The 17,706-nt window shown below is 37.6% G+C and carries 15 protein-coding genes; 11 read left to right on the forward strand and 4 right to left on the reverse strand.

All coding sequences use genetic code 11. The features are described from left to right. Nucleotides 1-77 precede the first annotated feature (77 nt). From R2R28_RS18665 to murI, 11 genes are all read left to right on the forward strand, one after another. A complete protein-coding gene (locus R2R28_RS18665) occupies nt 78-836 on the forward strand; it encodes an SDR family oxidoreductase (protein WP_316827197.1) in 759 nt (252 codons plus the stop codon). Between the two features lie 175 nt (nt 837-1,011). Next, the gene (locus R2R28_RS18670; RefSeq protein WP_316827198.1) at nt 1,012-1,458 is read left to right on the forward strand and encodes a GatB/YqeY domain-containing protein; all 447 of its coding nucleotides are present in this window, start codon (nt 1,012-1,014) and stop codon (nt 1,456-1,458) included. Nucleotides 1,459-1,737: 279 nt separating this feature from the next. After that, nucleotides 1,738-2,502, forward strand: a complete 765-nt coding sequence (locus R2R28_RS18675) for an alpha/beta hydrolase (protein ID WP_316827199.1) — start codon at nt 1,738-1,740, stop codon at nt 2,500-2,502. Further along, nucleotides 2,502-3,164 carry a CBS domain-containing protein gene (locus R2R28_RS18680; protein ID WP_316827200.1) on the forward strand — a complete coding sequence of 221 codons (663 nt, stop codon included), beginning with the start codon at nt 2,502-2,504 and terminating at the stop codon, nt 3,162-3,164. Before R2R28_RS18675 ends, R2R28_RS18680 begins: the two co-directional genes overlap by 1 nt. A 9-nt stretch (nt 3,165-3,173) precedes the next feature. Beyond that, nucleotides 3,174-4,055 carry an NAD kinase gene (locus R2R28_RS18685; protein ID WP_316827201.1) on the forward strand — a complete coding sequence of 294 codons (882 nt, stop codon included), beginning with the start codon at nt 3,174-3,176 and terminating at the stop codon, nt 4,053-4,055. A 2-nt stretch (nt 4,056-4,057) separates the two neighbouring features. After that, on the forward strand, nt 4,058-4,870 hold the full coding sequence (locus R2R28_RS18690; protein ID WP_316827202.1) for a DUF6089 family protein: 813 nt from the start codon (nt 4,058-4,060) through the stop codon (nt 4,868-4,870). Nucleotides 4,871-4,889: 19 nt separating this feature from the next. Then, the gene (locus tag R2R28_RS18695; RefSeq protein WP_316827203.1) at nt 4,890-5,630 is read left to right on the forward strand and encodes an isoprenyl transferase; all 741 of its coding nucleotides are present in this window, start codon (nt 4,890-4,892) and stop codon (nt 5,628-5,630) included. A 151-nt stretch (nt 5,631-5,781) separates the two neighbouring features. Then, nucleotides 5,782-8,325 carry an outer membrane protein assembly factor BamA gene (bamA, locus tag R2R28_RS18700; protein WP_316827204.1) on the forward strand — a complete coding sequence of 848 codons (2,544 nt, stop codon included), beginning with the start codon at nt 5,782-5,784 and terminating at the stop codon, nt 8,323-8,325. 100 nt (nt 8,326-8,425) lie between these two features. After that, nucleotides 8,426-8,956 (forward strand): OmpH family outer membrane protein, encoded by a 531-nt coding sequence (locus R2R28_RS18705; protein ID WP_316827205.1) that lies wholly within the window; start codon nt 8,426-8,428, stop codon nt 8,954-8,956. A gap of 62 nt (nt 8,957-9,018) precedes the next feature. Beyond that, nucleotides 9,019-9,597 carry an OmpH family outer membrane protein gene (locus R2R28_RS18710; protein ID WP_316827206.1) on the forward strand — a complete coding sequence of 193 codons (579 nt, stop codon included), beginning with the start codon at nt 9,019-9,021 and terminating at the stop codon, nt 9,595-9,597. Nucleotides 9,598-9,908: 311 nt separating this feature from the next. Next, nucleotides 9,909-10,727, forward strand: coding sequence for a glutamate racemase (murI, locus tag R2R28_RS18715; protein ID WP_316827207.1), 819 nt, complete (start codon nt 9,909-9,911; stop codon nt 10,725-10,727). Nucleotides 10,728-10,958: 231 nt separating this feature from the next. On the opposite strand, the gene R2R28_RS18720 is transcribed toward murI, so the two are convergent. Genes R2R28_RS18720 through R2R28_RS18735 form a run of 4 tightly spaced genes read right to left on the reverse strand, consistent with a single transcriptional unit; the run spans nt 10,959 to nt 17,688 of the window. Then, nucleotides 10,959-12,098: a cytochrome-c peroxidase gene (locus R2R28_RS18720; RefSeq protein ID WP_316827208.1), complete on the reverse strand. Its 1,140-nt coding sequence runs from the start codon at nt 12,096-12,098 to the stop codon at nt 10,959-10,961. A gap of 3 nt (nt 12,099-12,101) precedes the next feature. Next, a complete protein-coding gene (locus R2R28_RS18725; RefSeq protein WP_316827209.1) occupies nt 12,102-13,631 on the reverse strand; it encodes a DUF6850 family outer membrane beta-barrel protein in 1,530 nt (509 codons plus the stop codon). A 5-nt stretch (nt 13,632-13,636) separates the two neighbouring features. Then, complete coding sequence (locus tag R2R28_RS18730; RefSeq protein WP_316827210.1) at nt 13,637-14,974, reverse strand: DUF4876 domain-containing protein; 1,338 nt, start codon at nt 14,972-14,974, stop codon at nt 13,637-13,639. 5 nt (nt 14,975-14,979) lie between these two features. Further along, on the reverse strand, nt 14,980-17,688 hold the full coding sequence (locus tag R2R28_RS18735; RefSeq protein WP_316827211.1) for a TonB-dependent receptor domain-containing protein: 2,709 nt from the start codon (nt 17,686-17,688) through the stop codon (nt 14,980-14,982). Nucleotides 17,689-17,706: the final 18 nt, after the last annotated feature.

Below are 17,706 nucleotides of genomic sequence, written 5' to 3' on the forward strand. Positions count from 1 at the left end.
AAAAAACTTACCTTTGTTGGTATAGGTAAACAATAAGGGGTTTGTTTAGGGTTTACCAAGACTTAAAATTCATAAACATGTCTAAAATCGCATTCATTACAGGGGCAACTTCTGGCATTGGCGAAGCTTGTGCACATACATTTGCCCAACAAGGTTATAGCCTGGTATTATTGGCCCGCAGGGAAGAACGTTTGGCTAAAATTGCCCACCATTTGGAAGATAAATATGCCATCACCGTTAAACAGGTTTTTGCAGATGTGCGCGATAAAGAAAGCCTTACTGCAGCTTTAGAGATTTTGCCAGCAGAATGGAAAAAAGTAGATGTACTGGTAAACAATGCAGGTTTAAGTCAGGGTTTAGATCCTATTGATAAAGGCGATACCAACGATTGGGATACGATGATCGATACCAATGTAAAAGGTTTGCTTTATGTAACCAAAATTGTTTCTAACTGGATGATTCCAAATCAATCAGGGCATATCATCAATATAGGTTCTATTGCCGGTAAAGAAGTTTATCCAAACGGAAACGTATATTGTGCCAGTAAACATGCAGTTGATGCTTTAACAAAGGGCATGCGTATTGATTTGCTTACCTACGGAATAAAAGTTACGGCCATTAATCCCGGCATGGTAGAAACTGAATTTTCGGTGGTGCGTTTTAAAGGTGATGAAGAACGGGCAAAAAAGGTATACGAAAACTTTGAGCCTTTAATTGCCGATGATATTGCCGACGCCATCTGGTACGTGGTAAGCAGGCCAAAACATGTAAACATTAACGATATGCTGATTATGCCAACCGCACAGGCAACGGCAACGATTATAAATAAAGGTTAATCGTTTAAATTTATAAACTGGTTAACTGTAGAATCAACTTATAACAACCAGGCTATTGGAGCAATAAAATGCGTTTAGCGTGAACTAAGCGATTTGCTTTAACAATCCAGCAATTAAACAATTATACCAGTAGCACGATTAACCAATAACTATTAACCAATTAACCAATAAAAAAATGATATCAAACACCATAGATCAGGAAATAAAAAAAGCCATGTTGGCTAAAGATGCCGCTACATTAAGAGGCTTAAGGGCAATAAAAGCTGCTTTGCTTTTGGCACGGACAGAAAAAGGTCATGCAGAAGAAATTACAGAAGAAACTGAAACCAAAATCCTTCAGAAACTAATTAAACAACGTCGCGAATCTGCCGATATTTATAAACAACAGAACCGCGAAGATTTAGCATTAATAGAAGAAGAAGAACTGGAGGTGATTGGTCAATTTTTACCAAAACAGCTGGATAGGGAAGAGGTTGCCGCAATTATTGAAGACGTAATCAAACAATCCGGCGCCACAACGGTTAAGGATATGGGTAAGGTAATGGGCTTGGCAAACGCGGCACTGGCTGGTAAAGCAGACGGTAAATTAATTGCCGAAATTGTTAAAGAAAAACTGGCTTAAATAAGGTAAAAGGTAGAGGGTTTAAAGGTTTAAGGCTAATTTATCGCCTGCCGCTAACCACTTTATATTATATGAACGAAGCTAAAAAATACGTATCCTGATACTTAATACTCGTCTCTCGATACTTAATACTTGTTTCTTGATACTTATACTTGTTCCTAGATACTTAAAAGTAGGTTTTTATACCGTTTTCGATTTTATTTCAGAAAAATGGCATAGAAATGCATAAATTTAATTTTACTCTACTAACTTAGTAGCACAATACCATCTAAAATAGATATGACTTACCCGATAATAGAAGAAGACGGATTTAAATACATTGAAGCTGGAGAAGGCGAGACACTGGTATTGCTACATGGCCTAATGGGCGAACTAAGCAACTGGGAGCTCGTTATCGAACACTTTAAAGATCGCTATCGTGTAATTATCCCGATTTTACCCATTTACGACCTTCCCATTTTAACCCTCGGTGTAAAGGCCTTATCAAGGTATATTCACCGTTTTTTTAAATATAAAAATTTAAACCAGGTGGTGCTGGTAGGCAACTCGCTTGGTGGCCACGTAGGTTTGGTATTTACCGTTGCACATCAGGAATTTGTAAAAGCCCTGGTATTAACCGGCAGTTCGGGCTTATATGAAAATGCCTTTGGCGGTTCTTTTCCGCGCAGGGAGAGTTACGATTACATTAAAGAAAAGGTTGAATTTACTTTTTACGATCCGGCAACGGCAACCAAAGAACTTGTTGATGACGTATTTAAAACCGTTAACGACAGATCAAGGGTTATCAGGATTTTAACCATGGCTAAATCGGCAATCCGCCATAACATGGCCAAAGAATTGTCGAAAATTACTATCCCTGTATCATTAATCTGGGGAAAGAACGATAAAGTTACCCCGCCGGAAGTGGCAGAAGAATTTCACCAGTTATTGCCAAATTCTGAATTGAATTGGGTAGATAAATGCGGACATGCGCCTATGATGGAACATCCCGAAGTATTTAACGGCTTTTTAGATAAATTTTTAGATAGAATATTATTAAAATAATGTTTGCTGCAGAAATCATATCAGATGCAATTCCATCATTAAGAACCGCTGACACGGTGCAGAAAGCTTTAGATCGCATGAACGATTTTAAAATAAAGCATCTGCCTGTTGTTAATGAGGGTGTTTTGCTGGGTTTGGTTGCTGAAGATGATTTATTAAACATCCATAACCACGATACGCTTTTAAGTGATGCTGCTGTAAACATGCTCAATGTTTTTGTGCTGAACAATGCACATACTTATGATGTAATCAGGTTGTTGAGCCAGTTAAAACTTTCCGCTGTTCCTGTACTCGATCAACAGAAAAATTACCTGGGTTTAATTCCCATTAACAATATGGTTAATGCCGTAGCAGAACAATACGCCGTAAATCAACCTGGTGGTATTATTGTGCTCGAAATCAGTAACCGTGATAATTCACTTGCGCATATCGCCCAGATTGTTGAGGCCGATAATGCACAGGTACTCTCTTCTTACGTTAATTCTTTCGAAGATTCTACACGTTTAGAAGTAACGCTCAAAGTAAATAAAACAGAAATAACTTCATTGGTAGCTTCTTTCGAAAGGTATGATTACCTGGTAAAAGAAGTATACAATAACACACAAATTGATGATGGATCGCAGGAGCGTTACGATTCTTTCATGAATTATTTAAATGTATAAACCTGCTTTATGAGGATTGCAATTTACGGGAGAGATTTTAATGATACGGTTTTGCCCTATGTTCAGGAGGTTTTTGACCATTTTGCCGAGCACCATATCCAACCCGTTTTATATTCTAAATTTAAAACATCCCTTCATGGCAAGATAAAGCTGCCGGCAAATACCCTTATTTTTCATAACCATGCCGAACTTAAAGAACATGCAGATGTATTGTTGAGCTTGGGCGGCGATGGCACTTTATTAGATACTTTATCCTTAATCCGCAATTCGGGCATACCCGTAATCGGGATTAATTTTGGGCGGTTGGGTTTTCTGGCCAGTATCAACAAAAATGAAATCGGATCGGCGTTAAAAGCATTAAGTAGAGGAGAATATACTTTAGATGCACGCTCACTTTTAATCCTGGAATCGGACAATGGTTTATTTGGCGAAGAAAACTTTGCCCTGAACGATATCACCATTCACCGTCGCGATAATTCGGCCATGATGATTATCCATGCCTCCATGAACAATGAGTTTATCAACTCTTACTGGGCGGATGGATTGATTATTGCCACCCCAACAGGTTCTACCGCTTATTCGTTAAGCTGCGGTGGACCGATTATTTATCCTGACTCCAAAAATTTTGTAATTACACCCATTGCACCACATAATTTAAATGTTAGGCCGGTAGTGGTGCCCGACGGTAATAAGCTCTCATTTGAAGTAGAAGCCAGGGAATCGAAATTCCTTGTTTCCTGCGATAGCCGTACCGTAACCGTAGAACGTTCGGTTAAAATTAGTATAAAAAAAGCCGATTTTTGCATAAATCTTATCCGCCTTAACAATGAAACGTACTTAAACACGTTAAGGAATAAATTATTATGGGGCATTGATACCCGTAACTACTAAGTATGACGCCAAACAAACAGCTATTGGTTACCCTCTTTTTCATTTTCAGCGGGCAGCTCGTCCATGCACAGCGTGCAATGGTAGGCACACCCTCCTGGGAAGTTGGTGTAATGGCTGGTGGTGCAGGTTATATGGGCGATCTTAACCAGAACAATCCATTGCAGATTAGTGGTTTATCCGGAGGTGTTTATGTAAAGCGGAATTTTAACCAGTACCTGGGTGTTCGATTAAATTACACCTATGGAGATATAAAGGCCGATGATTCCTACTCTGGCAATGAGCAGTTGCGCGAAAGAAACCTGCGTTTTAGAACTTCATTAAACGAATTTAGCGGACTGGTTGATTTTAATTTTTTTAATTTTAACCTTGGCGGTGGTACACGCCAATTTACACCATACCTGTTTACTGGTGTGGGCTTGCTTGTTTTTAAACCTACCGTAAAAATAAATGGAGAGAGGTATAGCTTAGGTAACTTAGCCACCGAAGGGCAGGAAAATGGATACAAAAGGGCAGTTTTAACCATTCCTTACGGTTTGGGCTTAAGGTATAACTACAAAGATACCTGGAGTGTTTTTACAGAATTAGGCTACAGAACGCCCTCTACCGATTATATTGATGATGTAAGTGGTCGTTATCCGGTTAACCCCGTATTTGTTGGAGATGGCCAGAATCGGGTTAATTTATCCGATCCTTCACGCTACCAAATCGGACAGGCGGGAACACAAAGAGGCGATTTTCGAAAAAGGGACACTTATCTATTTGTTAGTGTTGGCATATCTTTTACCTTTGTATCCTCAAAATGCTATTCCTTTTAAGCTGATTTTGACATAATTAATGGGATTTAAAGAACAAATAGACTATAGCCGCCTGCCAAAGCACATTGCCGTAATCATGGATGGCAATGGAAGATGGGCAAAAGGCCAGGGTAAAGTGCGGGTTTTCGGACATGAGCAAGGTGTACTTTCTGTAAAAGACATTGTGGAAGGCTGCGTAGAAGTAGGTATCGAGTATTTAACTTTATATGCATTTTCTACCGAAAACTGGAACCGGCCAAAAGAAGAGGTAGATGCTTTGATGCAAATCCTTATTTCTACCATCAACAAAGAAACCGAAACACTTAATAAAAACAACATTAAGCTTAATGCTATCGGCAACATTGCATCTTTACCGCAAGAGTGTATTGATGATTTGAAAGAGGCCATGGCAAAAACGGCGCATAACGAGAAATGTACACTAACACTGGCCTTGAGTTATAGCGCAAAGTGGGAAATTTTAGAAGCAGCCAAAAAAATTGCCGCTGCTGTAAAAGATAACAGCATTTCGTTAGATGATATTAATGAAGACCTGTTTTCGTCAAAACTTACAACCGTAAATATACCCGATCCGGAGTTAATGATCAGAACAAGTGGTGAGCACCGCATCAGCAATTATCTGCTTTGGCAAATGGCTTACACGGAGTTTTATTTTACCGATGTTTTGTGGCCGGATTTCAGGCGCGAAGATCTTTTCGAGGCCATTGTAGACTATCAAAAACGCGAACGCCGTTTTGGTAAAATTAGTGAACAATTAAACTAATTTTTCTTTTAACACTTTTTAACAAGCGTTTAAACTAACTTAGCACCACTTTTATACGATAAATGAAACCATAATAAGGGAAACAGAATAAAGAAATTTTGCTTTATAAAACATTGTTACCTTCGTGGCCATTACTGAACAAATTATTTTAATGAAAAAAATATTTCAAGTTTTAATTCTACTAGTTTTAGCCGCTCCGGCCTTCGCTCAAGTACGTCCCCAAGGTCAGGCACCGGCAACCCCTTCTTTAAAGGTTGGTGGCTTAGATCTCGATTATTTTAGTCCTAAAGAATATATCATTGGTGGTACCACAGTAATAGGAACCCAATATTTAGATAAAGAAGTATTAATTACACTATCTAAATTAACCAAGGGCGATAAAATCGTTCTTCCGGGTGAGGCAACTTCTGATGCAATTAAAACCTTATGGGCACAAGGCTTGTTTGATGATGTTAAAATCAACATTCAAAAATTTGTTCAGGATTCTGTTTATTTAGAAATCGAAGTATCAGAACGTCCGCGTTTAAGCTCTATTGATTTAAAAGGCATCCGTAAATCTGAAAAAACAGCCATTCAGGAAAAACTGAATGATAAAACGGGTAAAATTGTAAATGATAACCTATATAATACCACCTCGGCTATTGTTAAAAAATATTTACTGGATAAAGGATTTTTCTTTACCCAGATCGATTACAAAACCCGGAAGGATCCGAATGCTGAAAACAGCGTGGTTTTGGAGGCCTATATCGATAAAGGTCACCGTGTTAAAGTACAGCACATCGATTTTACCGGAAACAAAGATTTTAAAGCCGCAAAACTTAGAAAATACCTAAAAAACCCTAAACAGTTTACCTGGTGGCGTTTTTATGGTTCAGGAAAATTCTCAAAAGAAAAGTACGAAGAGAACAAGGTAAAAATGATTGCTAAATTGCATGAAAAAGGTTACCGCGATGCTGAATTATTAAAAGATACCATTTACCAGTACAATAAGAAAAAGGTTAACATCAGGATGGACCTTTACGAAGGTAAAAAATATTATTTCGGTAATATCAGCTGGGCTGGTAATGCCATTTACCCGGATAGTATTTTACAAAAAGTATTAACCATCGAAAAAGGTGATGTTTTTAGTGAAGAAAGATTAAACAAAAAATTAAACGGTGGTGGCGAAAACGGTGGCGACATTAACAGTATGTATACCGATAACGGATACTTAACTTTTAACATCGATCCGGTACAAACCAAAATTTATGGCGATACCGTTGATGTGGAATTACGTATGTACGAAGGTCCGCAGTATACCAACAACCGCATTACTTTAAAAGGTAACACCATTACCAACGATAAAGTGGTTTTACGTGAGATCCGTACTAAACCGGGACAAAAATTTAATAAAAGTGATTTAATCCGTACCATCCGTGAGATTGGTCAGTTAGGTAACTTTGATGAATCGAAAACCGTTCCAACACCTCGTCCTAACCCGGCAGATGGTACCGTGGATATCGAATATGCTGTGGAAGAAAAACCTTCGGATCAGATAGAGTTATCAGGTGGTTTCGGTGGCGGCCGTATTATCGGTACATTAGGTTTAACCTTCAACAACTTCTCATTACGTAACCTGTTTAATTTAAAAGCTTATAAGCCGCTGCCAAAAGGTGATGGACAGAAATTAAGCTTACGTGGACAAACCAACGGTAAATATTACCAATCATATAGTTTCTCGTTCTCACAACCCTGGTTTGGTGGCGAAAAACCGGTAAGTTTTGGTGTGAGTGCATTTACCTCATTACAATCAAACGGTTTAAGTAACGGCGATCCAACTTTTCAGAAAATCCGTTTAAATGGTGTAACCGTTAGTTTGGGTAGAAGATTAAACTGGCCGGATAACTATTTCCAGTTAACCCATGCCGTGAGTTTGCAACAATATATCTTAAATAACTACACCGGTTATTTATTTAATACCGGTACATCTTATAACTTAAGTTTATCACAAGAAATTAGCCGCGATTCGAGGGATTCGCCAATCTTCCCTAAATCAGGATCATTCTTACGTTTTACGATTCAGGCAACGCCACCATATTCATTGTTTAACAAAGTGAATTATGCAACGGCATCTGATAAGGAAAAATATCGCTTTACTGAATACCATAAATGGAAATTCGATTCACAATGGTACCAACGTGTTGCCGGTAACTTAGTTGTTAAAGCACAGGCCCAATTTGGTTTCTTAGGCTCATACAATAAAGCAGTAGGCCAATCAGCATTCGAACGTTTTAAACTGGGTGGTGATGGTATGCAGGGATTCGATTTCTTACAGGGTTCTGAGTTAATCGCAATGCGTGGTTATGCAAATAACACCGTTATTCCAAATGGTTCTGATCCAAGCATCGCTCAGCAATCTGGTAGCCCGATTTATACTAAATATGTATTAGAGGCACGTTATCCGGTAATTGCTAGTCAGCAGGCAACAGCATTTGTTTTGGCCTTTGCCGAGGCTGGTAACACCTGGAACAGGTTTGGTGATTTCAATCCTTTTAACGTGAGAAGATCAGTTGGTGTGGGTGCCCGTATATTTTTACCAATATTTGGTTTATTGGGTATCGATTATGGCCATGCATTTGATAGGATACCTGGCGTTGCAGATGGAGGAAAGCAAAACTTTACTTTTAGTATCGCACAACAATTAGGTGGATTTTAATTGATAAAGAACAAAAAAATAACTAATTATGCAATAAATCATTGCAAGATGAGTTTAAAGAAAGCTTAGGTTATTAACTGTATCATTAACACACACAAAAATGAAGAAATATCTTTTTATCGCATTTCTACTTTGCACTTCTTTCGGTGCCTTTGCACAGAAGTTTGCTTATGTAGACACCGAGTATATTTTAAAACATTTGCCAGAATATAAATCGGCATTAAGTCAGTTGGATGTTGCCTCTAAACAATGGCAGCAACAGGTAGATCAGAATTTTTCTGAGATCGACAGGATGTACAAAGCTTATCAGGCAGATCAGGTTTTATTAACTGATGATATGCGCAAGCGCCGTGAAAACGAAATCATCGAAAAAGAAAAACAGGCCAAAGAATTTCAACGTTCTAAATTTGGCCCTGATGGTGATCTTTTTCAGAGCAGAGCTAAATTAATCAAGCCGATTCAGGATAAAGTGGCTGAAGCCATTAAACAAATTGCAAAATCTAAATACCTGGATTTCATTTTTGATAAGAGCAGTGAAGCCACAATGATGATTTATGCAAGCAGCAGTTACGACGTTAGTAATGATGTAATTGTAAAATTAGGTTACAAGCCGGGGACTGCAAATAATTAGTATATTCGCCTGGATTTTTAGAAAAAACAATTAGAAAAAAATAAAAAAAGTAAAATAGAACGATGAGAAAGTTAATTAACGTATTCTTTGTAGCAGCAGGTTTAATGTTTACAGCGAATATGGCAAGTGCACAACAAAAATTGGGTCACATTAATTCTGAAGAGGTATTCGCAAATTTACCAGAGGCTAAAGCCGCTCAAGCAACTTTAGAGACCCTAGGTAAACAAAAACAAGCTGATATTGATGCAATGATCAAAGAATATCAGACCAAATTGGCAGCTGCTCAGGCTAAAGAAAAAACGTTGAGCGAAGCGAACAAAGAAACTGTAGGTAAAGAGTTACAAGTTGCCGGGCAAGAATTACAGGATTTAGAAAAACGTATCACTGATGCCCGTACTAAAGCTTCACAGGATATAGGTACTAAACAAGGTGAATTGTTTCAACCAATCCAGGCTAAAGTTGCAACTGCAATTTCTGCTGTAGCTAAAGAAAAAGGTTTAGCTTACGTTTTCGATATCGCAAACGGACAGGGTGGTAACAATTTAGTTTTCTGGGATGGTGGCGATGATATCACTGGTTCAGTTAAAACTAAATTAGGTATTACAGCAACTGCTGCAAAACCAGCTGCACCTAAGAAATAGTCCTGAATCGGGAGTTCGGAGTCATGAGGCTCCTACCAATTCAAAATATAAAGCGCAATTAAGTTTAACTTAGTTGCGCTTTTTTGTTTCCAAGATGCTTTAAGGTTGTAAATTTATATAAATGCCCGTCACCCCGACCGGAGCTTGACGGAGCGGAGAGATCTACCTCGATAGATTTCTCGACTGCGTTGCACTTCGCTCGAAATGACGTTCCCCGAGGCACTTTCTTTTTTAACTTTTCCGTCATTAATATTGATTAAAACATTCCAACTTTACAACATTTCAACTAACTTTTCAACTAACTTTACAACATGCAAAACTCTTCTCCTATAGGTATTTTCGATTCAGGTTACGGCGGTTTAACGGTATTCCGTTCCATTGCCGGTAAACTTCCTAATTACGACTACATCTATTTAGGAGATAATGCACGTTCGCCTTACGGAGATCATTCTTTCGATACCATTTATAAATATACTTTAGAATGCGTTGAATGGCTTTTTGCAAAAGGATGTCAGTTGGTCATCCTCGCTTGTAATACTGCCTCTGCAAAGGCCTTAAGAACGATCCAGCAAAAGGATTTGCCTGCCAGGTATCCTGATAGGAGAGTGCTAGGCGTTATCAGGCCTACGGCCGAGGTAATAGATGCTTATACCCAAAGCAAAAACGTAGGCGTAATGGGCACTCGTGGAACGGTTAATTCCCAATCTTACCTGCTAGAAATCAATAAGTTTTTTCCTGATATCAAAGTTTACCAGCAAAGCTGCCCCATGTGGGTACCTTTGATCGAGAATAATGAACATTTACAATCAGGAGCAGATTTTTTTATCCATGAATATTGCGAACAGCTATTGAGTCAATCTGCAGCAATTGATTGTGTGTTATTGGCCTGTACGCATTATCCTTTATTAATGCCTAAATTAAAAAAGGTATTCCCTGATCATATCAACGTTTTAACGCAGGGAGAGATCGTTGCTAATAGTTTAATCAATTATTTAGATCGACACCCCGAAATCGAAAAAAAACTGGCTAAACAAGGCGAGAGACATTTTTATACCAGCGGTGATCCTGCTGCTTTCGACGAACATGCTTCGATATTTTTCGGAGAAGCGCTGAAGTCGGGTAAGATGTAGAAAACGGTTAACTGTTTGAATTGATTAATTGTTCGGAATAGTTAAGCGGTTAATTGTGCATCGTTCTAATTCGTCATTGAGACGGTGGGTAAAGGGAGCCCAAGCAATCTTTAATCTAATCACTACAATATAGGTTAATGAAATCTGCCAACTCATGAAGCTTTCTAAATAATTCTCGCCTTTAAGGCGGCTAAATCTACTCAACACTCTCAACTCCAAACTCCAAACTTTTTATTGCGGTAATTTCTCCACTCGTAGCAGTACAGTAGGTGAAGATAATGCTTCTAAAAACGCAACCACAGCATCTTTTTCAACAATACTTAGTTTAAGGCCTTTAAGCAACTTATCGTTTTTGGGTAATAACGGATCATTAACCTGTTCTGGTTTTACACGCTGTACGGGCATACCTACATTGTACATGTTCATTACGCCATCCATATCAGGGAATAAACCATTGTGGAACCATGGAGCCGTTTTCATTACATTTCTTAGTCCTGGCGTTTTAAACTTGCCTACATCTTCCGGTTTCTTGGTTACGTTGTATAAACCTAAGTCTTCATATTTACGGGCATAATAAGTTAAGCCATCATTGTGGAATTCGTTATCTGTGAATAAAGGTCCGTTATGGCAATTGATGCAGCGGGCTTTGGTACGGAATAAATGTAATCCCACTAATTGCTGATCAGTCAATGCTTTTTTATCATTAGCCAGGAAACGGTCGAAAGGCGTTCTGCGGCTCACTATACTGCGCTGAAAAGTGGCCAGACTTTCGAAAACCCTTTTATTGGTAACTTCTTTTGAACCAAAAGCTGCTGTAAAGTAAGGCTGATAACCTTTAATCTTGCTCAATTTTTTAGGTAAGGCTTTCATATCCTGGTGCATCTCGTTATGAGCCGCCACCGGACTAACAGCCTGTTCTTCTAAACTGGTTGCACGGCCATCCCAAAACAGGCGTTTGTAAAACCAAACATTCTCTAAAGAAGGTGCATTGCGGATATTGGCCAAATGATCATGCCCAATGGAGACCTGGCGGCCATCTGTCCAATGTAAATCTGGAGCATGACAACTCGAACACGAAATCTGGTTGGAGCCGGATAAACGCGGATCAAAAAATAAGATTTTACCCAACTCCACCACCTTCTTAACCGAATCGTTTTTTAAATCAATAGGAGAGGGTGGGAGTTCGCCCAGTTCCTGAAAAACCGCATCTTTATCTACCGTTGGTTTTGGCCATTGATCGGTAGGTTTTGAATAAACTTTGCGCAGGCTATCTATGCTCAGTTCATCATCATTGTTAAAATCTGCCGATTGAAATGAAAACAGGATTAATCCGGTGAGGGCAAGCGTAAGAAGGGCAAAAATTTTATTCATGGGTTAAAAATAGAGGTTTAAGGACAGATTGAAATCGAGATAATTTTTGCCAGGTGTAAAACTTGCATCTAAATTTGATACTGGCGTTCCTAAATTTCTGAAATAAGTAGATTTAAGGGAAATGCCTGTTCGAAATTTGTTGATTAATTTTCCTGTGGTATAATCAACTGAAAATTGTAGCTCTCCAACATTGCTGCTCCAGTATAAATAATCGGGGTAGGCCACTCCACGCGTAAAAGTATTGACCTGTGTTACCGGAACCATTACATCTGACTTTAATGGAACACGAGTTCCTATTGAAAGTTCTGTTGATAAAAAATCACCTTTAAGTTTATTCCAATATACAGTTCCGCCAATTTTTGGATTTATATAACTATACAGTAAAGTGTGACTTGCCGCAGCATCTTTCTGATAAAAATCCCTATAATTTGCTTTAGCAAACCAGGTAATGGCGTTACCATCAAAGCTCGATTTAAAATGGCTGTAATTCAAACTAACGTCGGTTATTTTAAGGGTATAGTTTCTTGCATTTAAACGTACTAAATTATCATCCCCGGTATGTTGACTTGCTTCAATCGAAACTTGATGATTGGTTTTATCAATCCTTTTGTTCAGGATTAAATTTATTTTATAGGTTTCTAATTGATAAGTTCCGAAAGTCTGATCGTTTATGGAATTATCTTTAACCAGTTGATTTACTTCTTTAGAAACTAAATAACTCAACTTTCCATTCATGTTCCAATCAGAAAACTTTCCCGAATAATTTAATTTTAGTCCTGTGTAAGTATTTCTCCTTATGAAATTTGTAGTATTGATTTCTAAAAATCCATAACCAAAATTTAAATACGATATTCTGTCAGGGTAAAGTTGTGAGCCTCCGTAATTATCATTTTTATAGCCAATCTCAATTTTTTCATCACCATAACCTGCGATTACTCCTAAGCCAATCGTACTCCTTTTAAGTTTTAACGCGATTTCTGGACTAAAAACGATTTTATATGTTGTTATTAATGATCTTGGATCTACTGATCGAGCACTAGAATTGTATAGGTAGTCTATTCCTGTTCCAATAAAAAGTTTATCCTTTAAAAGGTTATAAGATATTATACCACCACCCAGGTATTTCTGCCGCTCAAATGTACCGGCCTTACCAGCAATAAAATAATAAGGAGTGTAACTGTCCTCAATTCCTTTTTGACTAAAGGCCAGGCTGTCCTGCCAGGTTCTGTTGAACGAGAAATAGCCATAAAGCTTAAAGCGATCTATAGTGCTAACTCCCTCCGTGGCAAAAGAGGCTGAGCTTGATTTTTCAGCTTGCTGTGCTTGTCTGAAATGACCCTTTTGATAATTGTAGTTCAAGCCGAAGTATGCTGCTTTTTCTATATCAGTATTATGGAGTTGAGTAATGCCCCACTTTAAAGATTGGAAATTTTGCTCTGCCTGTTTATCTAAAAAAATACTATCTGCAGTTGTTTGTGCACCAACAACTGCAGAAAAGAATATGATAAAACTGATTGTTATTAGAAACCTCACTTTTTTTATTTAAAAATGGTTTTTGTTGGATCTGCAATAGTCAGATAATCAAAATCTGCTGTTGAGTTATTGGTGTCTTTTAAAATTCTTCTACCGCCGGCGGTGGTTGAAGTTTTACGGATTACAGACTGCGATGAATAAGAACCTCCTGCGGTAAAAGTAAAACCGGCATCCACCGCATCAGGAATTCTTTTGGCAGCACGGCTCGCACTAGTAGTATGTGCTATATCTACTCCATCTATAATTAAATTGATAGGAAGCTGTAAATATAGCTTCGTTGCACTAGTAATTGCAGTTGCCTCAGGATCAGCATATGCTGATAATAATAAAGGACTTGTATTTGTTTTGAAAATAACAATTGCTTCATATCCGTTCGAATTAAGAACCATATCGCTGATGTAGCCTGTATTAAGAACTTTTAAATTTGGAACTAAAGGATTGTCTATGTCGGAAGCAAAAGAGACATTACCAGGTACATCTCCATAATAGACTTCGAAATCTGCTTTACTAAGGTCAATTGTTAAACTTGGGTCTTTTACAGAATATGCTGTTCCTGTAGGCCCAACGTAAGAGGCCTTGTGATTAAGTGCATTTTGAGCAATGATAATGCTTGTGCCTGGTTGTACAGGATATGTTTTACCTGTACCAGGTATCATATATAATGTTTTCAAATATACATAATCTGTATTAGGGTTAGTGGCTTTCATATTCAGTGAATTGGCCCAATTAAATTGTCCATTAGATTGAAAAGCGGGTTGTGTTACATCTACACTTGATACTTTTGTACTTTTTCCATGCACCATAGAAATGTATAGGCTATCAGCATATAATACTTCATTAGAATTGTTAAATAGTTCTATAAATTGATCTCTAAAAGTGGCTCCGTTGGTGATACTAGAACCACCATAATAAACCTGTTTAATTACCCAGTTACCTAGAGTTCCTGATTTTAATGTGATGGCTAAAGTCCCATTAGTGGCTGTAACATTAGTTTCTAAACTACCATTAAATACAATATCTTGGGCAATATATGTTCCTGTAAGCGTGGTGTAGTCTGCCGCCTTAATAGTTAAGCTTGCTACAGCACTATAATTGCCCGGGGTTATGCTTGCAAAAACAACTTTGCCATCCTTATCAGCCTTAGCTTTGTTTATCGTACCATCCATTTTATTGGTTAACGTAATTTCAGTATTGGTTAATGCCAAGCCCAGGTCTTTAGTGGCTGCATCAAAGCTTAACTGAAAAGTAGCTTGGACAGGTTGCACTTCATCAAGGGCATTTTTTTTACAAGCTGCCAAAAATATAACCAGGCAGACTAAGAAAGGAAGTAGGGATTTTTTCATTATGATTAAAATTTAATTGATAATTCTGCCCCAACGCTTGTTGGGTACGAATATGTGGTAACTGAATTGGTATCAGGGTTATAATACCTATACCTGACATTTAAAAAATTATATGCGTTTACTGATATTCTCAAATTCTGTTTGATTTCTTTTGAAATGCGAATAGACATGTTTACATAAGAAAATGGCAGTTTGGTTTTGCTGTTTGCAGCAGATGTTAAGCTTAAATAACCATACTCGGCATTATTTCGATCAAAAGCTGGAATATTATGCCTTATCATATTTACATCGTAATAGGCTATTGGAAGATAGCTGTCTGCAAGCGTTTTACTTACTGTTTGCCAGGAGATATCAGCAAGAAGATTAACCACAAAACCCAATTTTGGAATATGAGTAGTTGCACTAAATTTGCTCATTAAATTCCAGTTGTAATATTCATTGGCAGGGTAGATTCCAAACCAAGCTACTTTTCCTAAGTCGATATTTGCCTGACTTGTTGGTATAACCCGCTCAGCCGAATTATGGTACAGGCTATAATTAAACGAAGTATTTAAACTAAAGCTGGTTTGGATCGCTTCGATTTTTTTAAATGATAAAGCCCATTCTAAACCATAGTTTTTAGAATCTAAATCGTTACCAACCGTATTAATACCAACATACCGCTTAGTATAAGAACCATTTGGAGTTACAATAGGCCTGGCACCTTGTACATAGGTATAATCGTATTGAGGAAGTACGTATGTATTGTAAACTGTATTATTGCTAAAGCCGTTAAAATCGTGTTTAAAATAACCAAATAATGAGGTGCTGAAAAGTGGTTTGGTCATTTTAAAGCCTAACTCAAATTGATTAGACTGGCTCGATTTCAGATTACTATTATCAGCAATGATACGGTCTGTATAAACAAGAAGAATACTTTCATTTACATATCCAGTGTATTTATTAAGGAGAATCAAATCAATGTAAGTTGGCGCAGGGTAACGATGGGCAAGGGTAGGGCCTTTGGTCGAAATCCCATAGGCCGAGTTAACCTCAATATCATCACTCAGTTTATAATTTGCACTTAATCTGGGCTGGATATTTCCTTGTGCATTTTGTACATCATATCTTAATCCCAAGTTGAAATTTAATTCCCTTTTGAAAAATTTAAATTTAAAGTTATCTTGTACGTAGGCACCATAATTAATAATATCAGGTAAGCTCTCAAAATCGTATGGCCTGTCGTTTTGATAAGCTGTGTTTGCCCACCTTGGTTTTGACGGATCTACAATTACGCCCATGCCTGCATTTCTCGAATAGTAAGCATTTCCACCTACTGTAATCTGATGAAGTAACTTTCCGGTATAAATTTCGTTTGACAATCCAATATTTCCATTAAAATTTAATGGCTTACCTGCTATGTTTTCTACAGATAAATAGTTCCCTGGGATAAAATAGCCTTCATAAATCTCTCCTGAGGTATCTTTGTCAGTTATACCTTTGGTGGCTCCATTTAAATACCTTTGGTTGTAAGTTTCCTGATAGCCCGAACTGTATCCTATACTCATGTTAAGAGATTTAACAACATTATTGTTAATGTTGATGGAGGTTCGGTTGCTAACACTTAAATTTCTGGCTTTAGAGTAGGTTCTAATTTCAAATCCATCATCAGGATCAATTTTTACATTATCAATTTTATAACTATAATCAACAGATAAAGTGTTTTTTAATCCTTTAAGTAAGTAACTTGTCCACATCAGATTGCCACTTAAGCGGTCATAAACTTTGGTTTTATCACTCGGATTTTCATTTGAATTAAGATAATTGGCGCTGAAATTTAAAGCACCCCATCTTTTATTGAGTTTATATCCTTTAGATAGAGAGAAGTTGGTTGAGCCTCCATTAATCCGCGTACTGAATTGATAAGGTGTTTTTCCTGCCTGCCTGTTAATGATGATTGCTCCATCAGTTAAATCTCCATATTTAGCAGGTGCAACTCCTTGTATTACCTCTACACTTTCTATATTGTCAACCGGAATGTCTCTTAAATCTAAACCACCAAATGGAGTGTCGAAGCTGCCATATGGTACACTGTTTATTGTAGAACCAACTCCCCATTTACTTACATTTTTATTTTGCATGTTGGCATTGTTCGATTGCTGTATATCATCTATAATAATAGCAATGCCTAAAGAATTGCTCAGCGATTGTATTCCGGTGGCCTCACTGCGTAGGGTAATCGTTTGTGGGTTTTGTAAATCCGGAGCAATTAATTTTTTCCCGGGTAAATTGTTTAATACGTCAGCTAAACTGAATGCCTGTGATTGTTCAAGTGCCTGTCTGTCAAAAACAATAGATGAATTGGAGTTTTGAGTTTTTCTTATTTGATTTACCTCCACATCTTTCAGTGTAAGACTTAAATCCTGCATTTTAAAAATTAAGGCAGCGGTTGTACTCGAAAAAGGAAGTTTAACTTCTATGGCCTTTTTACCAACGTAACTTATTTTAAATTCGAAATTGGTTATTTGAGTTTTTGATGGAATTGAAAAGTTAAAATTTCCTAATGTATCCGTATAGGTATATCTTTCAATATTGGTAAGATTAACAATAGCGAATGGTATTGGCTGGTTTTTTTCATCCAAAACCTTACCCCTTAAAACAACATTTTGCGCCAATGCAACCGGTGCATATCCGCAGATAATAAAAACGATTAAAAATTTCAAAAACTTTCCCAAACCCTGTAATCTTAATTA

Origin of the sequence: Pedobacter miscanthi (genome assembly GCF_032678605.1) — a bacterium.
Taxonomy (GTDB): domain Bacteria; phylum Bacteroidota; class Bacteroidia; order Sphingobacteriales; family Sphingobacteriaceae; genus Pedobacter; species Pedobacter miscanthi_A.

What these genes read in the sequence shown, in the direction of transcription:
- R2R28_RS18710 (WP_316827206.1), top strand. Translation starts at nt 9,019, where the DNA reads ATGAGAAAGTTAATTAACGTATTCTTTGTAGCAGCAGGTTTAATGTTT.
- bamA (WP_316827204.1), top strand. Translation starts at nt 5,782, where the DNA reads ATGAAAAAAATATTTCAAGTTTTAATTCTACTAGTTTTAGCCGCTCCG.
- R2R28_RS18665 (WP_316827197.1), top strand. Translation starts at nt 78, where the DNA reads ATGTCTAAAATCGCATTCATTACAGGGGCAACTTCTGGCATTGGCGAA.
- R2R28_RS18670 (WP_316827198.1), top strand. Translation starts at nt 1,012, where the DNA reads ATGATATCAAACACCATAGATCAGGAAATAAAAAAAGCCATGTTGGCT.
- R2R28_RS18720 (WP_316827208.1), bottom strand. Translation starts at nt 12,098, where the DNA reads ATGAATAAAATTTTTGCCCTTCTTACGCTTGCCCTCACCGGATTAATC.
- murI (WP_316827207.1), top strand. Translation starts at nt 9,909, where the DNA reads ATGCAAAACTCTTCTCCTATAGGTATTTTCGATTCAGGTTACGGCGGT.
- R2R28_RS18695 (WP_316827203.1), top strand. Translation starts at nt 4,890, where the DNA reads ATGGGATTTAAAGAACAAATAGACTATAGCCGCCTGCCAAAGCACATT.
- R2R28_RS18685 (WP_316827201.1), top strand. Translation starts at nt 3,174, where the DNA reads ATGAGGATTGCAATTTACGGGAGAGATTTTAATGATACGGTTTTGCCC.
- R2R28_RS18730 (WP_316827210.1), bottom strand. Translation starts at nt 14,974, where the DNA reads ATGAAAAAATCCCTACTTCCTTTCTTAGTCTGCCTGGTTATATTTTTG.
- R2R28_RS18705 (WP_316827205.1), top strand. Translation starts at nt 8,426, where the DNA reads ATGAAGAAATATCTTTTTATCGCATTTCTACTTTGCACTTCTTTCGGT.
- R2R28_RS18690 (WP_316827202.1), top strand. Translation starts at nt 4,058, where the DNA reads ATGACGCCAAACAAACAGCTATTGGTTACCCTCTTTTTCATTTTCAGC.
- R2R28_RS18675 (WP_316827199.1), top strand. Translation starts at nt 1,738, where the DNA reads ATGACTTACCCGATAATAGAAGAAGACGGATTTAAATACATTGAAGCT.
- R2R28_RS18680 (WP_316827200.1), top strand. Translation starts at nt 2,502, where the DNA reads ATGTTTGCTGCAGAAATCATATCAGATGCAATTCCATCATTAAGAACC.